This is a genomic window from Kiloniella majae (assembly GCF_002118315.1).
In the GTDB taxonomy this organism is placed as follows: Bacteria; Pseudomonadota; Alphaproteobacteria; order Kiloniellales; family Kiloniellaceae; genus Kiloniella; species Kiloniella majae.
Map to the genome: position 1 here is coordinate 168,062 of NZ_MTSZ01000001.1, position 21,390 is coordinate 189,451.

The window sequence follows — 21,390 nt, forward strand, 5'->3', positions numbered from 1 at the left end:
TTTGTTCTTTTACGTTCTATTAAAAAAGGCATCGGGATCAGCCAGCTGACCTATCCCGATGCCCTTATTCTAATCCATGTTCGGGAAGGTAAAGACTGCCCCTTCCTTAATACCAGCAGGCCAACGTGTTGTGACCGTCTTTAGCCTTGTATAGAAACGCACACCTTCCGGACCATAGATGGAATGATCACCAAAGAGAGATCGTTTCCATCCGCCAAAGGAATGATAAGCTACTGGCACGGGGATCGGCACATTCACACCAACCATCCCGACCTCAATATCATCTGCGAATGACCGCGCAGCATCACCATCACGTGTGAATATTGCGGTTCCGTTTCCGTACTCGTGCTTGTTGATCAGATCAACAGCATGATCGTAATCCTTGGCGCGCAAAACAGACAGAACAGGACCAAAGATTTCTTCTTTGTAGATCGTCATATCATCGGTTACGCGGTCAAAAAGCGTTCCCCCGACAAAATAACCATCCTCATAGCCCTGCAATTTGAAGTTACGACCATCAACAACCAGATCAGCCCCCTGGGCAACGCCCTGATCAATATATCCCAGTACCTTTTCCTGGTGTGCCTTGGTAATAACCGGTCCCATATCCGCATCCACATCAGTGCTCGGCCCAATCCGCATGCTTTCGACACGTGGCTTGAGGATTTCAACCAGCTTATCCGCTGTCTCCTCACCAACAGGCACCGCAACAGAGATCGCCATACAACGTTCACCAGCAGAACCGTACCCTGCCCCCATCAAGGCATCAGCCGCTTTGTCCATATCAGCGTCCGGCATGATAATCATGTGGTTTTTCGCACCACCCAGCGCTTGGACACGCTTGCCTTTTGCTGTTCCACGGGAATAGACATATTCCGCAATCGGCGTTGACCCTACAAAAGAAATAGCCTTCACATCGGGATGATCCAAAAGGGTATCGACAGCTTCTTTATCGCCGTGAACCACATTCAAGACACCATCCGGGAAGCCCGCTTTTTTAAAGAGATCCCAAATCAGCATCGGGGCTGATGGATCACGCTCGGATGGTTTGAGAACAAAGGTGTTACCCGCAGCAATAGCGATTGGGTACATCCAAAGCGGCACCATCGCGGGGAAGTTAAAAGGTGTAATGCCTGCAACAACGCCAAGAGGTTGGCGATCTGAATAGCTATCGACTTGAGGCCCAACGTTTCTGCTGAACTCACCCTTTAAAAGCTGAGGAATACCACAAGCAAACTCTACCACTTCGATACCACGAGCTACTTCCCCCAAGGCATCGTCATGTGTCTTACCATGTTCGCGACTGATCTCACGCGCGATATCATCTGCATGAGCATCCAGTAATTCCTTGAAACGGAACATATAGCGTGCGCGTTTAAGCGGTGGCGTTGCCCCCCATTCTTTTGCAACAGCTTTGGCAGAAGCAACGGCTTCGTTTACTTCATCAACTGTCGAAAGAGGTAACTCTGCAATCTGTTCACCCGTCGCAGGGTTAAAAATCTTAGAGCTTCGCGTACTTGAAGAAAGGCGCCGTTCGCCTGCGATTGCATTACTGATCCGTTCCATTTCACCACCCATAAAGTCACTTAAGCGTTTGTTACGCTTATAAATTTGAACCTGTTATTCTCTACGCGCATCCAATGCACACGTCAGAAAACAACCTATGACAAGAGGCCGCAGGACAACGGGGGTGAAGGAAAAGATAATGTTTTACGTCAATAACAAGAACCTGTTATCGCGTCATAAAAAGGTCAGCAGCTTAAGCGACAGACATAAATCGTTTTAAAGATTATTGTTCCGATTTTCCTGTTACTTAAATTTGAAGATAGCTTTGTAAAAAGCGCCTTCAACATACAGTCTTTGATCTCAGTTGTTGCCACCTATTTTATGCATGTACCTATACTCCCTGTACTACCGGTGTCTTCTGTCCCCGGCCTTGTTTTTATTTTGGCAGTTGTTTAACCTGCCTTTATAATTATTTACTTTATGGTCAATATTTAAGTGTATTTTTCTTAAATTCCTGACCATTTGGTCAAATTAACGCTACTAAATCCTGACCATTTGGTCAACACTAAAAACACATGTCGGATCCCGTTTGGGCAACACGGCAGGAAACAAAATGACAAAAGTGGAAAGAGCAATAAAATCAAACTCTAAGGCGAGTATTCGGCAGGAAAAAGAAAAGATAATTCTCAAGGCTGCAGAAAGTGTTTTTGCCGAGTATGGTTTTCGGGGAGCAACGACAAGCATGATTGCTGAGCGGGCAAAAATGCCCAAAGCCAATCTGCACTATTATTTCCCAACAAAACAGGCCCTCTATCGTCAAGTTGTTGATAACATTTTCAACATCTGGCTTCAGGCAGCGGATTCATTTGACGACTGCGACGATCCTGTCGAAGCCCTGACCAGATACATAGAGAAGAAGATGGATATATCCCGGGAAAACCCCATGGGGTCAAAAGTCTGGGCCAATGAAATTATCCGCCGCGCGCCCGTTATTCAGGACTATCTTGAAACCACCTTGAAAGATTGGACGGAATCAAGAGTATCAGTCATTCAACGCTGGATAGATCAGGGTCGTATCAACCCGGTCGATCCCCACTATCTGCTCTACATGATCTGGTCAACGACACAACACTATGCCGATTTCAATCATCAGATCGAAACCCTGAACGGGGGCACTCCTTTGAGTGATACGCAATACCAAACGGCAAAAGACAATGCTATAGAGATCATCCTCAAGGGTATCGGAGCCCGATAGGTTAAAATTTGTCCGATAATTTGATATTTGAGAGAAGAAGTAAGTGGTTATGAACCCAAGAGCCGGTCAGACAAAAAAGCGTACACGTATACAGGCTAAGAATGAAGCCAAGATCCTGGAAGCTGCGCTGGATATCTTTGCGACCTTTGGCTTCCGAGGGACAACCATCGACCAGATTGCCCAGAAAGCAGAGATGTCGAAACCAAACCTTCTCTACTATTTCCGCCGTAAAGAAGACATCTACATTTCTGTTTTAGAACGAACACTGGATGAATGGCTCACCCCGCTAACAGAACTTGATCCAGATGGCGATCCCATTAAGGAAATTGGCAAATACACAAGCCTGAAGCTACAGATGTCACAGAATGATCCAACGGCATCACGGCTTTTTGCCAACGAAATCCTTCACGGCGCGCCAATGATTGAACACGTTCTCAAAGGATCACTAAAGGATCTGGTCGACGAAAAAGCTGCTGTCATTCACCATTGGGTCAAATCCGGAAAACTTACCAAGGTTGATCCCTACCATCTTATTTTCATGATCTGGGCAACAACACAGCACTATGCTGATTTTAAAATACAGATGCGGGCGATATTGGGCGACGAAGTTGATCAAGCAGATTATTTCGAGAAGGCTGGCAATACAATCAGCACCGTCTTCTTCGAGGGCATCAAACCAAGATAAACCCTTTCAGGGCTTTGCTATTACTTGGCCCAATTAACCCTCAACTTCATTATCTCGGAGATTGATCAGCACTGCGCTGTAAAAATACCATCGCCGACGCCGTAATAATCGCGCCGATAATCAGCTTAATATCAGGTACCGAACCAGAAACGATACTTTGGATGGCAAGAACAATTGCCGGTGTTAAAAATGTGTAGGCCATGACCTTTGCGGCTGGCAGTCGAAAGCTTGCAAACTTGAGCAAATAAAAAGACAAAGCAGTGTTGCATAACGCCAGATAGACAATCGCCGCATAGATGGACCAATCGAGCTGGAGCCAAGGACTTTTTTGTATATCCTCAAACCCATAGATACCCAGTAAAATCACCCCGGCAATAAGTGTCCAGAACGTCAGAACCAATAGATTTTCGCCGCCATGATATTTACGGACGAACGGCGAATAGGCACTGTAGCTAAAACACCCGATCAAGAAAATCAGCTCCCCTTTACCAAGAGAAAAGTTGAGCAAATTTTCAATATTGCCATCAAAAACAATCCAGATCGCGCCAAGAGCCGCGATGATCAATCCACCCCACAAGCGAATTGTTGTACGTTGCCCCAACAAAAAGAAAGCGATGACTGCCGTCATCATCGGAATAAGAGTAAAAACGGCCCCAAGGTTAACCGGACTACCCCAGCGAAGACCTTCGAACATGGTAATAAAAAACACAACCAGTAGAAAACCAAGCCAAAAATATTTGAGGAGTAAAAGTGGTCCCGGCCCCGATTTCTGCCACGGCAATTGCTTTTTTACCAACAGAAGTATGCCAAAGGCACAAGATGCAATAACAAACCGCAGGAATGTAAGAGCACTTGGATCAAGCGCATGGGTTATCGCTGAACCAACAGGAAAAGATGTGCTGACAAAAAAGATAAACAGCAACATGGCAACATGCGCTGTTCGAGTATTTGATGTCTGATTATCTGAGTTTTGGGATAGCGCTGAAGCTTCCGGGGTAGATCTGACTGACACGCTATCTTCCTTTAATGGCTCGATAATTCTTTTCAAGCCCGAAAAAACCAGGCCACGAAAGATAACGCGTCAGATAAAAATTACCAGATCTATTCTGCTGCTTTCACCGCAGAGGGGTTGTTTGGATGTGTGGTCCAATTTGCGTAATCAGGATCAATCGGCTTATTTGTCCGCGGATCACTGCCTTCTGTCATTTGCTCCATGGTAATACAATCTTCCACAGGACATACACTAACGCAGAGGTTACACCCAACGCATTCGTCATCGATCACTTCGAATTTGCGTACACCATCAACCATTGAAGTGATCGCCTGGTGGGACGTATCTTCACAGGCAATATGGCAACGACCACACTTGATACATGCATCCTGATCAATTTTAGCTTTGGCGATATAGTTCAGGTTCAAATACTGCCAGTCCGTCACATTCGGTACAGCACGACCAATAAAATCATCCAGCTTGTCGTATCCCTGCTCATCCATCCAATTTGACAGGCCAGCATTTAGTTCTTCAATGATTTTAAAACCGTAGGTCATAGCAGCTGTACAAACCTGAACAGAACCAGATCCCAGTGCCATAAACTCGGCTGCATCTTTCCACGTAGTAACACCACCTATACCAGAGATTGGCAGACCATGCGTTTCAGGATCACGTGCAATTTCGGAAACCATACTTAAAGCGATAGGCTTCACAGCAGGCCCACAATAACCACCGTGCGTCCCTTTGCCATCAACAGTTGGATTTGGCGCCATTGCGTCAAGATCAATAGATACGATGGAGTTAATCGTATTGATAAGGGACACAGCATCAGCACCGCCGCGATGCGCTGCTCGTGCCGATTGTCTGATATCTGATATATTTGGTGTCAACTTAACGATAACCGGAAGATCTGAATGAGTTTTACACCAACGTGTTACCATCTCGACATATTCAGGAACCTGACCGACTGCAGCCCCCATTCCACGCTCTGACATTCCATGCGGACAGCCAAAATTTAACTCAACGCCATCACATCCTGTTTCTTCAACACGCTTTAGGATGTCAATCCAGCTCTGCTCTTCACAGGGGACCATCAAAGAGACAATCAATGCTCTGTCCGGCCAGTTCTTTTTTACCCGGGTAATCTCTTCCAGATTGGTTTCCAATGAACGATCTGTAATCAACTCAATATTATTTAAGCCAAGTAGACGACGATCCGGACCGTGGATAGCCCCATACCGAGGGCCATTCACATTCACAACGGGATCACCTTCTCCCAATGTCTTCCAAACCACGCCGCCCCAGCCAGCTTCGAAGGCTCGCACGACGTTGTATTCTTTATCTGTTGGCGGCGCAGATGCTAACCAGTAGGGGTTCGGAGATTTAATTCCGAGGAAATTGCAACTAATATCAGCCATAATCTTGTTCCTTAAATAAGGAGTGTCGTAAGAGCGGGAATATCCAAAAGCCCATTATTGATATTCCCAAAGGGATAAGCAGTAGCCAGCGACTGTGTTAAGCGCTCAGCACATCATTGATTGCTTCAGCAGCAACCTTTCCGTCTTCTACTGCTGCAACGGTGAGATCTTCACCACCTGCAATACAATCCCCTCCGGCCCAGACATCACCCAGGCTGGTACGGCGATTTTCATCAACCCTTATACGACCACTATCCAGTTCAATTGCTTCGGCAGATCCGTTCAACGGCGCGGCAACAAAGTTCTGACCAATTGCCTTGAACACCATATCGGCCTCCAACGTCAGTGTTTCGCCAGTACCGGACAAAGAACCATTTTTACTTTCCGTATACTCACATTCAATGGCAACAACCTTGCCATCCTCACCGATCAACTTGTTCGGTTTGATCCAGTGGCGGATCGTAACACCGTTGGTTTGTGCCAGTTCCTGTTCGTATTCACTGGCATTCATCTGTTCCTTGCCACGACGATAGAGAATGGTCACTTCCTCGGCGCCTAGCAGCTTGGTTTGAACAGCCGCATCAACTGCGGTCATACCACCACCTATAACAACCACTTTTCGACCAACGGAAATTTTCGACAGATCCGTTGCCTGACGTAGATCGGCAATGTAGGAAACAGCATCGACGACGCCATCAAGGTCTTCACCTTCGGCACGTAATGCATTGATACCCGCAAGACCCATTCCCAAAAAGACAGCATCAAAATTTTGTCTGAGATCAGCAAGAGAAATTGTCTCGCCCAGACGATTACCGTTTTCAATCGTTATCCCGCCAATAGAGAGCAGGAATTCAACTTCCTTTTGCGCGAAGTTATCAACAGATTTATAGGCGGCAATACCGTATTCGTTCAGGCCTCCAGCCTTTTCACGGGCATCATAGACAACCACGTCATGTCCATGCATTGCCAGACGATGTGCACAAGAAAGTCCCGCCGGACCAGCACCAACGACAGCAACACGCTTGCCGGTAAGTGCCGCTCGCTTGAAGATCTTATCTCCGTCTTCTAGTAGGTGATCAGTCGCAAAACGTTGGAGCAGACCGATTTTAACAGGCTTGCCCTCTGCTTCTTCACGAACACACGCTTGTTCACATAACGTTTCTGTTGGACAAACGCGAGCACACATACCGCCAAGGATATTCTGTTCAAAAATCGTCTTCGCAGATCCTTTTGGATTGTCGGCTGCAATCTGACGAATGAACATAGGAATATCGATAGATGTCGGACATGCAACAGTACACGGTGCATCGTAACAAAAATAGCAACGATCTGCTTCGACAAAGGCTTCGTGCTTACTAAGTGGCGGATGGATATCACTAAAATTCTTGCTGTAGTCTTCATCTTCAAGACGGCTAGACTGGATATCGGGCCGACTACCGGCGTTGGTACTCATCCATAATCTCCCTGACGTATATGTAATTATTATACTTTTGACGTAAGATCCGCCCTCTTGTGGGGTGGTATCTATCCCTGTTTGGTATAATTCTAAGGTGAAATAACCGCGCTAGTCAATTTTTTTTATCATTTGATAAATTTTTTATTATTTCACGATTACAAAATGAGCAATTTAGAACCGGGAAGCATATAGTTTATAGTATTTTATTGCGGCATTTTATTCCGTTATTTTATGGTTAACATTTGTCCGCTACAATTTCATTGCTTGTTGGTCCATTGCCAGTTGACAATATAAGGGGGCAATAAAAGGCTATGATAAATGTTAGCGATAGGAAGTGCCCGTAGAGCCCGGAACATTTCAAGCTCTATAAACATTCCGGTTTTTATGTATATTCTGGGTATTTTATTAAGCCCCTTCTTACTCCTGAAACCTGTCATCGCTGATGAGAAGATAAGATACGGCATCTCTCATTGGCCGCCCTATAGCATGACCGAGCAATCTCAAATTTCCGGCATTAACTACGATGTCGGACTGGAGATGGAAAAACGCCTCGGCGTTGAATTCGACATAAGAGTTTGCCCCTTTAAACGATGCCTTCTCGAGCTGGAAAGCGGCGCACTGGATCTGTTTTCCGGTGTCGCAAAAAACGCCGACCGCGAAAAATATATGGCCTATTCCTCCCCTCCCTATTCAGCGGTATCAGTTGTTTTCTATGTCCGGAATGGAGAGGCAGGCATTTTAAAAAACTATGATGATCTTTATAAACTTCGGGTTGGCTATGTTGCCAAATCCCATTACTTTGATCCCTTTAACAAGGATGAAACGATCCCTAAAGTCGATGTCGATAAAGAACAGCGATTACTTCCCATGCTCAATTCCAACCGCATTGATACCTATGTCGGAACAGACCCCAATGCATCCTATGAAGTTCTAACCATGGGCTTTAAAGGGAAGTTGGAAAAAGCACAGTACAATCCCAATGTCGAAGTGCCTCTCTATTTTGCCATGTCCCGCAAATCAAAGCATCTGGCTATTATCGACCATGTCGGTCAAGTCGTTCAAGACATGCACGATGACGGCACAATGAAGCGAATACACAATAAATATCAGTGACCATAGGCTAGGATGACTTTTCTAGAGATTATCACCAACCGGATACCCACGCCATGGCCGTACCGTGCGCAAGGTAAAGTTCGATTGCATATGTGCCACGCCCGGTAAACGGGACAAGGCCGATCTGTGAATACGTTCATAGTCGGCAACATTCTTGGCGACAATCCTCAAGAGATAATCCGCCTGCCCCGCCATAAAATAACATTCCGATATTTCAGGGGTTGCCTTAACAGCCGTTTCAAACTTATCAAAAGCCTCTTCACTTTGGGATGTCAGGGTTATCTCCATGAAAATCTCGATGGAATAACCCAAAGCCTTGGGATCAAGCCTTGCGACATAACCCGCAATCTGACCGCCAGTTTCCAAAATTTTCACACGACGATGACAGGCAGAGGGGGAAAGACCGACTTCGTCCGCCAAGGTAGCGATTGGTATTCTGCAATCCTTTTGAATAGCTGTAAGAATTTTCGCATCAATCTTATCCATAGAATATTTTCCTGACTTAATCTTCAATATTCGAATTTTATTCCAAAATTAAAATCACATATACTAAAATTTAGGAAACATTACGAGTTCAATTTTGTCATAATATTCGCGAAATTGGCCGATACCAGTAATACTAAAACTGTCCCGACAAGTGATTACCCAATATCACGCCCGAATTTCAGGGGTGCAGTAAGACATTGGTTGAAGGTTCAAAAAAGAAGTCTATTCTGTCTTTGAATGAATTCTCGTCTGAGGTTAGGATTACCGATCAAAATAAAGGATCGTTGATCCAAATCTTTCGGGATATTCAGGGAAATCGCAAAAGAGTAGCTTCCGGCAACCGTCCAGGACAGTCACATCAAGACAGTCACAAAGGGCACAAGAACAAAACCTTGCATCAAAAATGGTGCATTGAGGGAGTAACAAGTATGAGCATTAAAACACCTTATCTTCTTTTCCTCGGCAATGCCGCTGATCCCCTTGCCGCCAAGGTCGCCCAGGGCATTAAAGACTGGCGTCCGGAAAACTGTGTCGGACAGCTTCGTCTTGATGGCTGTAACGCTGATCTGGGGCTAACCGACATGACACCTGCCGAAGCAATTGCCAATGGCGCCAAAAGCATGGTTGTCGGGGTTGCCAACCGGGGCGGTGTTATTGATGCAACGTGGGTAAAGGCCCTGATCGAAGCCATGGAAGCCGGCCTTGATCTGGCCGCAGGTCTTCACAACAAACTTGCAGACGTTCCTGAACTAGCAGAAGCCGCAAAACGCCTTGGCCGTGAAATTCACGATGTGCGCCATCCATCCCGCAGCTATCCTGTTGCCGCAGGGACAAAACGTCCGGGCAAACGCCTGCTCGCCGTGGGAACCGATTGTTCTTGTGGTAAAATGTATTCCACCCTCGCCATTGAAAAAGAACTGCGCGCCCGTGGTGTTAAGGCTGATTTCCGTGCCACAGGTCAAACCGGGATCCTGATCACGGGTGATGGTGTTTCCGTTGATGCCGTGGCTGCTGATTTTATTTCCGGCTCTGTAGAAACCCACTCACCCGCCAATGATGACGATCACTGGGATATTATCGAAGGTCAGGGATCTTTGTTCCATGCCTCCTTTGCTGGCGTGACACTCGGTCTGATCCATGGGTCACAGCCCGATGCATTGGTCCTTTGCCACGAACCCACACGGACACACATGCGCGGACTTCCTGACTTTGGACTACCATCCATAAAAGAATGCATGGATGCAAATCTGGCCGCAGCAAAACTGACAAACAAAAATGCAAAGTTTGTCGGTATCGCCATCAACACATCAAAGTTGAGCGATGAAGAAGCCAAAGCCTATCTGGCAAAAACAGAAGAAGAGTTTGGCCTGCCGACTGTTGATCCTGTTCGTACAGGAGTAGCCGCAATCGTGGATAACCTGTCATGAGCCGCAAGATAACTATTTCTTCTACACCTTGGCCAATCCGCGGGTCTTTTACCATTTCCCGCGGGTCCAAGACCGAAGCTGTCGTTCTCAACGTTTACATTGAAGAAGACGGCATAAAGGCACAGGGCGAATGCGTTCCCTATCCCAGATATGGTGAGTCTGTGGAATCTGTGACGGCACAGATCAATGAAATCCTGCCAGCCCTTGAAGGCGGCATGACACGCACAGAGCTACAAGCCGCCATGCCCGCAGGTGCCGGACGTTTTGCCGTTGATGCAGCCCTTTGGGATCTGGAAGCCAAGAAGGCTGGCAAACGCGCGTGGGAAATCGCTGGTATTCCTATGGAACCAGCGACCACCGTTTATACTCTATCCCTGTCCGATCCGGAAACAATGGAACAGGACGCCCGCGACAATCAGGACAAACCCCTTCTAAAGCTCAAACTGGGCGGCGAAGGTGATCTTGCCCGTGTTGCCGCTGTGCGCAAAGGCCATCCAACAGCCCGTATCGTCGTTGATGCCAACGAAGCCTGGACCAAAGAGGTGTACAACGCAATTGTACCTGAACTGGTCAAGCTGGGCGTTGAAATGATCGAACAGCCCTTTCCCGCTGGTGATGATGACCTGCTCAAAGAACTGGATCGTCCAATCACGATCTGTGCCGATGAGTCCTGTCACGATCGGGCTTCCCTGCCCAAGCTTGTTGGCAAGTATGACATGATAAACATCAAGCTGGATAAAACAGGTGGCCTGACCGAAGCCCTCGCCATGAAACAGGAAGCGGAAAAGCTCGGCTTTGAAATCATGACGGGCTGTATGCTTGGGTCATCCCTTGCCATGGCCCCGGCGATGCTTATTGCCCAGGGTAGCAAGGTTGTTGATCTGGACGCGCCGTTGTTGCTGGCAGAAGATTGTGAACCCGGTCTGGTTTTCACTGGTGTTGAAATTGCCCCACCTGAAAAAGCGCTTTGGGGTTAAGCCCCTGTTGGGTCATAAGGAATTTTAAGAATATGAGCAGAACAGTTTATGTAAACGGGTCTTTCCTCCCCGAAGAAGATGCCAAGGTTTCCGTTTTTGATCGCGGATTTCTATTTGCAGATGGCGTTTATGAAGTTTCAACCGTCTTGGAAGGGCGTTTGATCGACAACGAAGCGCATCTTGTCCGCCTTCAGCGATCATTGGATGAGCTACAAATGACCAGCCCGGTTTCCATGGATGAAATCGTGACCATTCAAAACAAGCTGATCAAACAAAACGGCCTGAAAGAAGGCGGTTTGTATTTGCAAATCACCCGTGGCGCCGCAGACCGTGAATTTGGCTTCCCGAAAGACGCAACACCGTCACTGGTGATGTTCACACAGGAAAAGAACCTGTTGAACAGCCCCTCTGCTGAACGCGGCCTTGCCGTGATCTCTGTCGAAGACATTCGCTGGCAACGTCGGGACATCAAAACCGTTGGTCTCTTGGCCCCTGCCCTTGCCAAACAGGCCGCCGTGGTTGCAGGTGCGGACGATGCGTGGATGTACGAAGATGGTTTTGTAACCGAAGGCAGTTCAAACAACGCCTATATCATCAGCAAGGAAGGCAAGATCATTACCCGTCATTTGGGCAATGAAATCCTGCACGGCATTACCCGTCGTGCCGTGCTCTCCCTTGCCAACGAAGCCGATATGGAAGTGGAAGAGCGCCCCTTCACACTGGATGAAGTGCGCAATGCCGCCGAGGCCTTTGTAACTTCGGCTACCACCTTTGTGACAGCCGTTATTTCCCTTGACGGTGAGAAAATTGGGGATGGCAAGCCGGGTGAATTAACCAAGCGTTTGCGTCAACTCTATATTGAACAAGCTCTCGCAAGTTAAGCCTCAGGTTTAAGGAAAAACTCAATAAATGTAAAATAGGCTGTCCATCCCTAATTGGCAGCCTATTCTTTCATCAAGCAGGACCGCCATAGATGACACACCTACCTACCCGCAACGCTGTCCCTCAAAGCACCAGCCCTGAACTTATTGTCGATCTCAATGCGGTGGTTGATAACTACAAAACACTACAGGGTATGGTGTCGGGCGAGTGTTCAGGTGTTATAAAAGCCAATGCTTATGGCATGGGGAGTAATCAAATTGCTCAAGCCCTCAGTGAAGAAGGCTGTGAAACCTTTTTTGTAGCGCTGGCTAGCGAAGGTGTGGAAATCAGGGCTTTACTGCCCAACGCAACGATATTTGTACTCTCTCCTTTCCTCGCTCTGGATTGCGAGCTTCTCAAAGAACACAAACTTGTTCCCTGCCTCTATGATATCGAAGGTATTAACCATTGGATTTCGGCCCACAGCGGCCTTGCGCCCGTGGCGCTGCACTTTGAGACCGGGATCAATCGTCTGGGACTTTCTGCACAAAATTTGGAAACACTGCTTTCCGATAAAACAAAACTTGGGCAACTCGACATCAAGCTGGTGATGAGCCACCTATCGAGTGGAGATGAGCAACAGTCCCGTCACAATCCGGAACAACTCAAAGCCTTCAAAATGATACGAGCTGAGTTTCCGAATGTCCCAGCAAGCCTTGCCAATACCGGCGGCATTCTGCTTGGATCGGAATATCACTTTGACCTCGTGCGACCCGGAATTGGCCTTTACGGTCACGATCCGCATTATTATGAAAACAATTGTTCTCGCCTGAAAACAGTCGCAACCTTCAGAGCACCACTGGCGCAGATAAAACACCTAAAATCCAATGATTCCGTAGGTTACGGTGCAACAGAAATGAGCAAGGATAGTGAAATTGGCGTAATTCTCTGTGGCTATGCAGACGGGGTTATGCGCGCTTTCTTCCGACATGAAACCAGAGAAGGCCACAAAGTAGCTCTTAATGGGTTCAGCACACCAATGCTCGGTCGTGTCTCTATGGATATGATCACTATTGACCTCACAGACATTCCATCAGATGCTTACAAAAAAGGCGACATGGTTGAAATTTTCGGCCCCAACAGCCTGGTCGAAGACGCCGCCGTCATGGCTGGCACCTCAGCTTACGAGCTCTTCACCCGTGTCAGTGACCGGACAGTTCGGAAGTATGTTTGAGATTGTTAAATAATAAGTAAGATCAATAAAATAGATTATTTAAAAGGTAAATTTATTTCTGAATATATTGATTGGTAATTATTTACAGGGATTAATAAATGCCCGTTGGCTTTTACTTATTTATCTTATTTTCAAAACACGATGTCAGGATTTTATATGACAATTTAAAAAAGAACCAAGCAATCAACCACAAAGCATTAAATAGATTTTCGATATGTTTTCTATCTGCTTTATTAATATTAATCGCCATTGAAACGCCGCTAATTTACTTTCTCATAAGCAAATCATATGAGGAATTTCATTATTCATACCCTATTCTCATATTTCTATTTATTATTATCGGTTTCTACGTTGTCTATAAAAACTATTTTAAGATATTAACGAATGAGTTCCTATCTTATAATCAAGGACAAGTTTCAAAAGGAGTGATCGTTAATAAAATATATCATCATTATGGCATGTGTTCTGTCGCATACGAATTTACAGTGGAAAACAGAACATACAAAGGGCAATCCAATATAGGATCTTGGTTTTCTTCTTCTCAGTGGAAAGAAAAAGCTGTTGTTGATATTGTTTACTGGTCAAAAGATCCTAATTTCTCTACACTTTATCATTCAAAAGAACTTAAACATTATTCCTTATCTTATACGAGTTAGGTGATAAAGTTCTTTCACTTAAAGCATAACAATAGACACTAAAATGAGTACTTCAAAACTTATATTGAGTTTATTTAGTTCTAGAGATTTCAAAGAAATCTTAAAACAGCTTGAAAAAAAATGACCTGAACATAGCAAATCTTCAGATTTATAAATCAAAGCTTTTTAGACGTATTTTGCTAATAATATTCTTAATTCTGCTGATTTCTGCTATATGTTTTTACAGTTACATACAAAGCGATAAATTATTCCCCCTCTATGCAGGGTTATCAATTAATTTTCTTCTTATTTTTTCTATTTTTCTCGCCCCGATGAAACAGCATGAAAAAGTTATAATCGCCTGTACGAAACCATCCTTTATAACGGGACAAGTAACACGTCGATGGCTGGATAAATACATGCGATTTAGTGTCGATTATGCGTTTTATGTAGAAGACAGAAAATACACTAGTACCTACCATGCAGGTATAGGATTTTATTTTAGTAAGTGGTCAAAGAATAAGCCAACAAAAATTGTATACGCAACAACAAATCCCAAATGTTCTTGCCTATTTGAAAAAGCTAATTTTATACGTTGGTGTTTATCAAAAACAGAGTTAACTCAGTTTGAAAAAAGAAATAAGGAACTCAAATGGTGAACAAAAAAATTTCATTCACCATTTGAAGATAAGTTAAAGTATAAATTCACCCTTTACCCTTTCAACTCCAACCGCTTAGCATGTAATATCGGCTCGGTATATCCAGACGGTTGCACAGCACCTTTAAGAACCAGATCACAAGCCGCTTGAAAGGCGATTGAGGTGTCAAAATCATCGGCCATAGGCTTGTAGACTGGATCGTCTGCATTTTGCCCGTCGACGACGGTTGCCATGCGTTTCATGGTTTCCATGACTTGGGCTTCGGTGCAAATGCCGTGATGGAGCCAGTTGGCGATGTGTTGGGAGGAAATGCGCAGGGTTGCGCGGTCTTCCATCAAGCCGACGTTGTTGATGTCGGGGACTTTGGAACAGCCCACACCGTGATCGACCCAGCGGACAACGTATCCCAGAATGCCTTGGGCGTTGTTATCCAGTTCGCGTTGTACCTCGTCCGGGGACCAGTTGGTGTCTTTGGCAACAGGGACTGAGATCAAATCGTTCAGAGATGCACGCTCTCTTTGCGCCAGTTCTTTCTGGCGATCAAAGACGTTGATCGCGTGATAGTGGGTTGCGTGTAGGGTTGCCGCTGTGGGGGATGGCACCCAAGCCGTATTCGCGCCCGCTTGCGGGTGGCCGGACTTTTGGTCCAGCATATTGGCCATCAGGTCCGGCATGGCCCACATGCCTTTGCCAATTTGCGCACGGCCACTAAGGCCACAGGCAAGGCCAATATCCACATTCCAGTCTTCATAAGCCTTGATCCACGCGGCGTTTTTCATATCGCCTTTGCGGATCATGGGGCCAGCCTCCATGGCCGTGTGGATTTCATCACCCGTGCGATCCAGGAAGCCTGTATTGATAAAGAACACCCGATGTTTGGCGGCACGGATTGCTTCTTTTAAATTCAGCGTGGTCCGGCGCTCTTCATCCATAATCCCGATTTTAAGAGTGTGGCGTTTCAGCCCCAAGAGATCTTCGACCTTTGTGAAAATCTTGTCGGCAAAAGCCACTTCGTCAGGCCCGTGCATTTTAGGTTTCACGATATAGACAGAGCCTGTCCGGCTATTTCGTATAGACGCTTCTTTCGAACCGGAAGATTTGAGAAGATCGTGTTTGGCGATAACCGCCGTGATCATCGCATCTATCAAACCTTCGGGAACTTCGCGGGCGTCATCCCCGACCAGAATAGCCGGGTTGGTCATAAGATGCCCGACATTGCGGACCAGCATCAGGCTCCGCCCTTGCAAGGTGAGACTTTCGCCCGTACCAGTCTGATAGGTTCGATCATCTTTTAATCGACGGGTAATGGTCTTGCCACCCTTTTGCAGATCCGTGGACAGGTCGCCCCGCATCAGGCCGAGCCAGTTACGATAGACAGCAACCTTTTCCTCTGCGTCAACCGCAGCGACGGAATCTTCGCAGTCCATAATGGTTGAAAGCGCAGCCTCAACAATAACATCCGCAACACCCGCCGGATCTGTCTTGCCGATGGGATGGTTACGATCAACAGAGATTTCCAGATGCAGCCCATTATGACGGATCAAAAGAGCAAAGGCATTATTGAGATCACCGCGATAGCCTCTGTATTCAGCGATATCAGAAAGGGTTGCTCGTTGACCATTTTCCAGTGTCGCAACCAGTTTGCCGTCATCAACCTTATAACAAACAACATCTTTGTGAGAGCCACCGTTCAGCGGCGCAGCCTGATCAAGAAAATCCTTGGCCCAATCAATGACCTTTTGCCCCCGAACCGGGTTAAACCCAGCCTGTTTTTCTGCCCCATCGGTTTCCGGGATCGCATCGGTGCCATAGAGCGCATCGTAAAGGCTTCCCCAACGCGCATTGGCCGCATTCAGGGCATAACGCGCGTTCATCACAGGCACCACAAGTTGGGGTCCGGCGATAGAGGTTATTTCTTCGTCCACATTTGCTGTTTCAATGGCAAAATCAGCGCCTTCGGGAACCAGATAACCGATTTCTTCCAGAAATGATTTATACGCCCCATGATCTGTAATAGGACCGGGGTGAGCTCGATGCCAGTTATTCAGCTGGCCTTGCAACTCTGCCCGCCGCGCGAGCAGCTTTGCATTTTCCGGCATAAGATCTTGCAGCAGTTCATTCATGCCAGCCCAAAAATCATCAGGGGTAACACCTGTCCCGGGCAGGGCTTCGTTATTCACAAAATTATGCAGCGTTTTATCAATTTGCAGCGCGCCGACCTTAATGCGATCAGTCATTATTATCTATTCCAGTCTTCATATTTAAAATAAGGGCCCGTAATAGCTGTTTAACTTAACTCTTCACGCCTTAAGAAAAAATCAAGCTAAACAGCTATAATTATATAGTGTTCATCATATGGTAATTTTACAAAGAGGCTATTAAGGAATTTTCAGAAGAGCACCTCCCCCCTCAAACCAGCGTTCTTCCAAATTAGCCGCGCCTTCATCCGCAGGTCCTTTTCTGTCCAAAATCAGGAAATCCTGAGTTGGCTCTAACACCAGCAAGGGATGATGCCAGACATTTTTATGATACTGAATGCCCTGTACGCCAGATGCAAGAAAAGCCCGACATCCTGCAGCTGTTGGGTTTTCATCCTTACACACCACAACCAACCAAGGGGCAGGCTGCATGGGGATAAAAGCCTGTGATCCCAAGGGATGGCGTTCCATCATATAAATCGCAATTGGCAAAGGTCTTGGCGTCCCCCGAAAGATAGAGAAAATAGCCTCACCTTCTCTATCCCTGACGTCTGCCTGTGCCAAATCATGGAAACGACGGGTCGTTCCCTCGTTAATCAGGTAGCTTTTGTCATGATCCGCTTCGATAACCTGACCAAAGGGAGCAAAGGCCTCTTTGGTTAGGGGTTCAGGCCTCAAATCTATAAGAGTGGTTTCAGGTGATTTTGATGTCATCGGCTTATACTCATTCCCTACTTAGCCAATCTACCGAAAATACGTAATCGAGAAACTCCACCGTCCGGGAAGATATTCAGACGAACGTGAGTAATCGGTTTTGACGCGTTAAAGTGTTCACTATCAAAGATATGAATGCTATCGGCCTGAAGTTTCTGTTGAGGTAACAATTCATCCCAGAACATGGACTGCGTGATGATGGACTCATCTGTCCCTTCACTGACATGTGCCGCACAGATCGAACAGCTATCGGGGTAGTTCCCCTTGAAGTGTGCAGTATCAACCTCGATTTTATCAACGGTTCCCGCGTGCCCCAACGCAATAACAATCCAGTCATTACCGGGTTCACGACGACGACGCGTTTCCCAGCCATCTTCCATATCAACACCGCGTCCAGCGGTTAGCAATGACCAGACATTGCCATAGTGCGCGTCGTTATAGCCGACAACACGGCCACCATTGGTCAGCGCAGAGAGTTCATGAATGCCCGTGGCATCGCGACCATCCCAATCGCAAAAGGGTTCACCATAAACACGCAACCGCGCCACACCGCCATCGGGATAGATATGCAACCGCAGCCAGTTATAGGGTGTTTCGTCCTCGACCTTTACAAAGTGATGCGCAGAAGCACCCAGCGAAGTGGCAGGAACGATTTCGGCCCACTTGGAATTTTCGTCGGGCTCATCAACCGAAACACAGGCTTCAATTGAAGCGGCTGGCGGGTAGTTTCCCGTAAAATGAGACGTATCAATATCAACGCCGCGAATGGTGCCTTTGGCCCCTAAGCGGATCAGACAATGATCATGTCCTCCCCCCCTACGGCGGCGACTTTCCCAACCGTCCATCCACTTGCCGTGGTCATCAAATTTACCTTCGATAAAAACCGCATCACTATCAGCAATCATGCGTTCCTTGGCAGCAAAAAATTCATCCGTTGCCGAAACCACCTGTGTGCCAAATTTTGGCGAGGCAAGATTTACATATTTGGCGGCGTATTTTTCCAGTTCAGAATTACTCATTTATTTATAACCTTTGAATCCCATCAAGGTTAATTCCTTGCTTGCTAACAATTTAAGATCCTGTAACGGGATGATTTTTAATCCAGTGGTTGGCGATATCAATACGGCGCGCGCACCAGACATGATCGTGTGATTGAATGTAATCGACAAATTTCTTCAGACCAGCAAAGCGACCCGGGCGGCCGATCAAGCGACAGTGCAATCCGATGGACATCATCTTGGGTTCTTCCGCCCCCTCTTCGTAAAGAGTGTCAAAGGCATCCTTCAGGTAAGTGAAGAAGTGATCCCCGGTGTTGAACCCCTGTGCCGAGGCAAAACGCATGTCGTTGGTATCCAGAGTATAGGGCACGACAAGATGCGGCTTATCCACAACTTTTGACCAGAAGGGTAGATCATCAGAATAATCATCAGCATCGTAAATAAAGCCGCCCTCTTCTGCGACCAGCTCGCGGGTGTTTTCCGATGTCCGTCCTGTGTACCAGCCCAACGGACGCTCGCCCGTTATGCACTTCTGGATTTCTATCGCCTTTTGCATATGTTCACGCTCTTCTTCGCGCGACATACCGTGATAGTTGATCCAGCGATAACCATGACTACAGATTTCATGGCCATCTTTCATCGCCGCTTCAATTACTCCAGGATGGCGCTCCATCGCCATAGCAACGGCAAAGAGCGTGATTGGAATATTGCGTTCTCTAAACAATTTCAGAATGCGCCAGACACCTGCACGGGATCCATATTCATAGATTGATTCCATGGACATATGTCGTGCGCTCTCAAAGGCCGCCGCGCCGATAATTTCGGATAAAAAGGTTTCTGATGCCGGATCGCCGTGCAACACACAGTTCTCGCCACCCTCTTCATAATTGAGCACAAACTGTACCGCCACACGGGCTTTTCCCGGCCAGACAACAGTTGGTCTGTCGTTACCATAGCCCACAAGGTCTCTGGGATAGTTCTTTAAATCGTTAGGGGAATAATCAGAACTACTCATCCTACTCTGTCCTCTAGCCGAAAGCGTATAATACGCGCAATCTGTTGCAGAGCCGTTTCAAACTCTTTGGCCTGATCATTTTCGAGACGCTCAACAAAAGCATCCAGTATCATAAACTTCGTTGCCCCCTTCACCGCAAAGATGAAGGGAAAGCCAAAACGATCCAGATAGCGTTTGTTCAAATCAGTAAAGCGTTCGAACTCATCCTGGCTCAACTGATCAAGCCCAACGCCGGCCTGTTCGTTTTTGGAATCTTCTGTAAGCTCCCCCGATAAAGCAGCTTTTCCAGCCAGATCGGGATGTGCTCGGATTAAGGTCAATTGCGTTTCCTCACTAGCCCTTTGCATGACGTCCGCAAAACGGGTGATCATTTCGTCCCTATTTTGGAAAGGACGGTAACGACCCGCCCCCTCCGCAACCCAAGGAGAATGTTCGGCAATATCACCAAAGGCTTCAACGAAGGACTGGTCAGACATTGCGTTTACGGTTTCCAGTGAATAGCTATCTGTCATTTAACGTTCTCATACATCTAGATGTCCAGCTTTCACTCTTTGTTTTGGGCAATCCAGGCCCCCAAGGTCGTCCGCTCTTCCTCTGTCATGCCAGTTTCATTCCCAAGCGGCATCGCGTCGCTATCAACAGACTGCGCCTTGATACGATCAAGATAACGCTTGATATCAGCAATGCTTTCAAGCTTTACCCCCTGTGGCGCTTCTTCAACCCAATCAACGCTTGGCTTTGTTGCATGACAGGTTGTGCAATGGGTTTGAACAATATCCATGACCACCGTATCAGTCACTTGGTCTGATCCATAATCACGGTCCACCGGTGCAGTCATAATCATGGCGATGATCACCCCGACACCTGCAACAGGCAAGGTCCAGGCGAACTGTCTAAAAGTATCCCCAGCCTCGTGACGGTTCAGCAAATGACGAACAGCACCACCGATAATCAAGATCAGAGCAACCAATAACCAACTGTGGGGGTGCCCCGTCAGCATCGGGTAGTGATTACTGACCATCATCAAAAGCACTGGCAAGGTCAGATAGTTATTATGCACAGATCGCTGTTTGCCCATAATGCCAAAACGGGCTTCGGGTTCCTCCCCGCGCATCAAGGCTGCGGCAACCTTTTTTTGGTTTGGAATAATAATCCCGAATACATTCACCGCCATAATCGTACCCACAAAGGCACCAACATGAATTAACGCGCCACGACCAGAGAACACATAACTGAAGAGAATGCTCGCCGCCATAATCAGGATAAAGAGACAAACAGCCAGAACGCCCGTATTTCTACCGAGGGGGGAACGACAGATACCATCATAGATCAACCACCCGCCAATCAGACTGGCAACCGAGATGGAAATCGCCTGCCATGGTTCCAGTGCCATGACATTCGGATCAATCAAATAGGAACTGGCGTTGTAATAATACTGAACAACCAGAAGCGCGAAGCCTGTCACCCAGGTCAGGTAAGCTTCCCATTTGAACCAGACGAGATCATCAGGCAGCTTTTTGGGCGCAACGAGATATTTCTCGACATTATAAAAACCACCACCGTGCACCTGCCACGCAGATCCATAGACATCCTTGTCCAAGCCCTCACGCTTGCGAAGAGACAGGTCCAAACCAATGAAGTAAAAGGATGTTCCGATCCAGCCGACACCTGCAATCAAGTGAGCCCAGCGAAAAAGCAGGTTCAGCCAATCTGCTGCAAATGATTCCATAAGAGTTCATCCTTCCCGATCGTAATTCACGCG

At 46.9% G+C, this 21,390-nt stretch carries 19 protein-coding genes; 8 read left to right on the top strand and 11 right to left on the bottom strand.

Features of this window, described 5'->3' with window-relative positions; all coding sequences use genetic code 11:
- Positions 1-69: 69 nt before the first annotated feature.
- A complete protein-coding gene (locus BKB51_RS00770; RefSeq protein ID WP_085900159.1) occupies positions 70-1,566 on the bottom strand; it encodes a CoA-acylating methylmalonate-semialdehyde dehydrogenase in 1,497 nt (498 codons plus the stop codon).
- A gap of 553 nt (positions 1,567-2,119) precedes the next feature.
- Between BKB51_RS00770 and BKB51_RS00775 the strand changes: the two genes are divergently transcribed.
- Together BKB51_RS00775 and BKB51_RS00780 are read left to right on the top strand one after the other, a co-directional pair.
- On the top strand, positions 2,120-2,761 hold the full coding sequence (locus BKB51_RS00775; RefSeq protein ID WP_085899195.1) for a TetR/AcrR family transcriptional regulator: 642 nt from the start codon (positions 2,120-2,122) through the stop codon (positions 2,759-2,761).
- A gap of 49 nt (positions 2,762-2,810) precedes the next feature.
- Complete coding sequence (locus BKB51_RS00780; protein WP_085899196.1) at positions 2,811-3,446, top strand: TetR family transcriptional regulator C-terminal domain-containing protein; 636 nt, start codon at positions 2,811-2,813, stop codon at positions 3,444-3,446.
- 49 nt (positions 3,447-3,495) lie between these two features.
- Here the strand turns inward: BKB51_RS00780 and BKB51_RS00785 are convergent, their stop codons facing one another.
- The 3 genes from BKB51_RS00785 to BKB51_RS00795 form a co-directional block, all read right to left on the bottom strand.
- Positions 3,496-4,458, bottom strand: a complete 963-nt coding sequence (locus BKB51_RS00785; RefSeq protein ID WP_085899197.1) for a DMT family transporter — start codon at positions 4,456-4,458, stop codon at positions 3,496-3,498.
- Between the two features lie 89 nt (positions 4,459-4,547).
- Complete coding sequence (gene preA, locus BKB51_RS00790) at positions 4,548-5,855, bottom strand: NAD-dependent dihydropyrimidine dehydrogenase subunit PreA (RefSeq protein WP_085899198.1); 1,308 nt, start codon at positions 5,853-5,855, stop codon at positions 4,548-4,550.
- A 97-nt stretch (positions 5,856-5,952) separates the two neighbouring features.
- Complete coding sequence (locus BKB51_RS00795; RefSeq protein WP_085899199.1) at positions 5,953-7,308, bottom strand: NAD(P)-dependent oxidoreductase; 1,356 nt, start codon at positions 7,306-7,308, stop codon at positions 5,953-5,955.
- Positions 7,309-7,629: 321 nt separating this feature from the next.
- Here BKB51_RS00795 and BKB51_RS00800 point away from each other — a divergent pair, with 321 nt between their 5' ends.
- The gene (locus tag BKB51_RS00800; protein ID WP_085899200.1) at positions 7,630-8,424 is read left to right on the top strand and encodes a substrate-binding periplasmic protein; all 795 of its coding nucleotides are present in this window, start codon (positions 7,630-7,632) and stop codon (positions 8,422-8,424) included.
- 21 nt (positions 8,425-8,445) lie between these two features.
- Here BKB51_RS00800 and BKB51_RS00805 read toward each other — a convergent pair whose 3' ends face one another.
- On the bottom strand, positions 8,446-8,910 hold the full coding sequence (locus BKB51_RS00805) for an Lrp/AsnC family transcriptional regulator (protein WP_085899201.1): 465 nt from the start codon (positions 8,908-8,910) through the stop codon (positions 8,446-8,448).
- 428 nt (positions 8,911-9,338) lie between these two features.
- On the opposite strand from BKB51_RS00805, the gene dgcN reads away from it, so the two are divergent.
- The 5 genes from dgcN to BKB51_RS00830 all read left to right on the top strand — a co-directional run bounded on the left by dgcN (position 9,339) and on the right by BKB51_RS00830 (position 14,065).
- A complete protein-coding gene (gene dgcN, locus BKB51_RS00810) occupies positions 9,339-10,337 on the top strand; it encodes an N-acetyltransferase DgcN (protein ID WP_085900160.1) in 999 nt (332 codons plus the stop codon).
- Complete coding sequence (gene dgcA / locus BKB51_RS00815) at positions 10,334-11,314, top strand: N-acetyl-D-Glu racemase DgcA (protein ID WP_085899202.1); 981 nt, start codon at positions 10,334-10,336, stop codon at positions 11,312-11,314. Before dgcN ends, dgcA begins: the two co-directional genes overlap by 4 nt.
- 32 nt (positions 11,315-11,346) lie before the next feature.
- Positions 11,347-12,195 carry a D-amino-acid transaminase gene (locus BKB51_RS00820; RefSeq protein ID WP_085899203.1) on the top strand — a complete coding sequence of 283 codons (849 nt, stop codon included), beginning with the start codon at positions 11,347-11,349 and terminating at the stop codon, positions 12,193-12,195.
- Between the two features lie 92 nt (positions 12,196-12,287).
- A complete protein-coding gene (alr, locus tag BKB51_RS00825) occupies positions 12,288-13,409 on the top strand; it encodes an alanine racemase (RefSeq protein ID WP_085899204.1) in 1,122 nt (373 codons plus the stop codon).
- A gap of 98 nt (positions 13,410-13,507) precedes the next feature.
- Positions 13,508-14,065, top strand: a complete 558-nt coding sequence (locus BKB51_RS00830; RefSeq protein ID WP_085899205.1) for a hypothetical protein — start codon at positions 13,508-13,510, stop codon at positions 14,063-14,065.
- Positions 14,066-14,756: 691 nt separating this feature from the next.
- On the opposite strand, the gene BKB51_RS00840 is transcribed toward BKB51_RS00830, so the two are convergent.
- The 6 genes from BKB51_RS00840 to BKB51_RS00865 form a co-directional block, all read right to left on the bottom strand.
- The gene (locus BKB51_RS00840) at positions 14,757-16,940 is read right to left on the bottom strand and encodes a malate synthase G (RefSeq protein WP_085899207.1); all 2,184 of its coding nucleotides are present in this window, start codon (positions 16,938-16,940) and stop codon (positions 14,757-14,759) included.
- A 141-nt stretch (positions 16,941-17,081) separates the two neighbouring features.
- On the bottom strand, positions 17,082-17,615 hold the full coding sequence (locus BKB51_RS00845; protein WP_085899208.1) for an ureidoglycolate lyase: 534 nt from the start codon (positions 17,613-17,615) through the stop codon (positions 17,082-17,084).
- Positions 17,616-17,632: 17 nt separating this feature from the next.
- Entirely contained in the window at positions 17,633-18,634 is a 1,002-nt protein-coding gene (alc, locus tag BKB51_RS00850) for an allantoicase (protein WP_085899209.1), read from the bottom strand.
- A 52-nt stretch (positions 18,635-18,686) separates the two neighbouring features.
- Positions 18,687-19,628, bottom strand: coding sequence for an allantoinase PuuE (gene puuE / locus BKB51_RS00855; protein ID WP_085899210.1), 942 nt, complete (start codon positions 19,626-19,628; stop codon positions 18,687-18,689).
- A complete protein-coding gene (gene uraD, locus BKB51_RS00860) occupies positions 19,625-20,140 on the bottom strand; it encodes a 2-oxo-4-hydroxy-4-carboxy-5-ureidoimidazoline decarboxylase (RefSeq protein ID WP_085899211.1) in 516 nt (171 codons plus the stop codon). Before uraD ends, puuE begins: the two co-directional genes overlap by 4 nt.
- 32 nt (positions 20,141-20,172) lie before the next feature.
- Complete coding sequence (locus BKB51_RS00865) at positions 20,173-21,357, bottom strand: urate hydroxylase PuuD (RefSeq protein WP_085899212.1); 1,185 nt, start codon at positions 21,355-21,357, stop codon at positions 20,173-20,175.
- Between the last annotated feature and the right edge of the window lie 33 nt (positions 21,358-21,390).

Excerpts from the sequence above, each read along its gene's own strand:
- BKB51_RS00820 (WP_085899203.1), top strand. The coding sequence starts at position 11,347 with ATGAGCAGAACAGTTTATGTAAACGGGTCTTTCCTCCCCGAAGAAGAT.
- BKB51_RS00845 (WP_085899208.1), bottom strand. The coding sequence starts at position 17,615 with ATGACATCAAAATCACCTGAAACCACTCTTATAGATTTGAGGCCTGAA.
- puuE (WP_085899210.1), bottom strand. The coding sequence starts at position 19,628 with ATGAGTAGTTCTGATTATTCCCCTAACGATTTAAAGAACTATCCCAGA.
- uraD (WP_085899211.1), bottom strand. The coding sequence starts at position 20,140 with ATGACAGATAGCTATTCACTGGAAACCGTAAACGCAATGTCTGACCAG.
- BKB51_RS00865 (WP_085899212.1), bottom strand. The coding sequence starts at position 21,357 with ATGGAATCATTTGCAGCAGATTGGCTGAACCTGCTTTTTCGCTGGGCT.
- BKB51_RS00830 (WP_085899205.1), top strand. The coding sequence starts at position 13,508 with ATGCCCGTTGGCTTTTACTTATTTATCTTATTTTCAAAACACGATGTC.
- BKB51_RS00805 (WP_085899201.1), bottom strand. The coding sequence starts at position 8,910 with ATGGATAAGATTGATGCGAAAATTCTTACAGCTATTCAAAAGGATTGC.
- dgcA (WP_085899202.1), top strand. The coding sequence starts at position 10,334 with ATGAGCCGCAAGATAACTATTTCTTCTACACCTTGGCCAATCCGCGGG.
- dgcN (WP_085900160.1), top strand. The coding sequence starts at position 9,339 with ATGAGCATTAAAACACCTTATCTTCTTTTCCTCGGCAATGCCGCTGAT.
- alr (WP_085899204.1), top strand. The coding sequence starts at position 12,288 with ATGACACACCTACCTACCCGCAACGCTGTCCCTCAAAGCACCAGCCCT.
- alc (WP_085899209.1), bottom strand. The coding sequence starts at position 18,634 with ATGAGTAATTCTGAACTGGAAAAATACGCCGCCAAATATGTAAATCTT.
- BKB51_RS00800 (WP_085899200.1), top strand. The coding sequence starts at position 7,630 with ATGTTAGCGATAGGAAGTGCCCGTAGAGCCCGGAACATTTCAAGCTCT.
- BKB51_RS00770 (WP_085900159.1), bottom strand. The coding sequence starts at position 1,566 with ATGGAACGGATCAGTAATGCAATCGCAGGCGAACGGCGCCTTTCTTCA.
- BKB51_RS00775 (WP_085899195.1), top strand. The coding sequence starts at position 2,120 with ATGACAAAAGTGGAAAGAGCAATAAAATCAAACTCTAAGGCGAGTATT.
- BKB51_RS00780 (WP_085899196.1), top strand. The coding sequence starts at position 2,811 with ATGAACCCAAGAGCCGGTCAGACAAAAAAGCGTACACGTATACAGGCT.
- preA (WP_085899198.1), bottom strand. The coding sequence starts at position 5,855 with ATGGCTGATATTAGTTGCAATTTCCTCGGAATTAAATCTCCGAACCCC.
- BKB51_RS00795 (WP_085899199.1), bottom strand. The coding sequence starts at position 7,308 with ATGAGTACCAACGCCGGTAGTCGGCCCGATATCCAGTCTAGCCGTCTT.
- BKB51_RS00840 (WP_085899207.1), bottom strand. The coding sequence starts at position 16,940 with ATGACTGATCGCATTAAGGTCGGCGCGCTGCAAATTGATAAAACGCTG.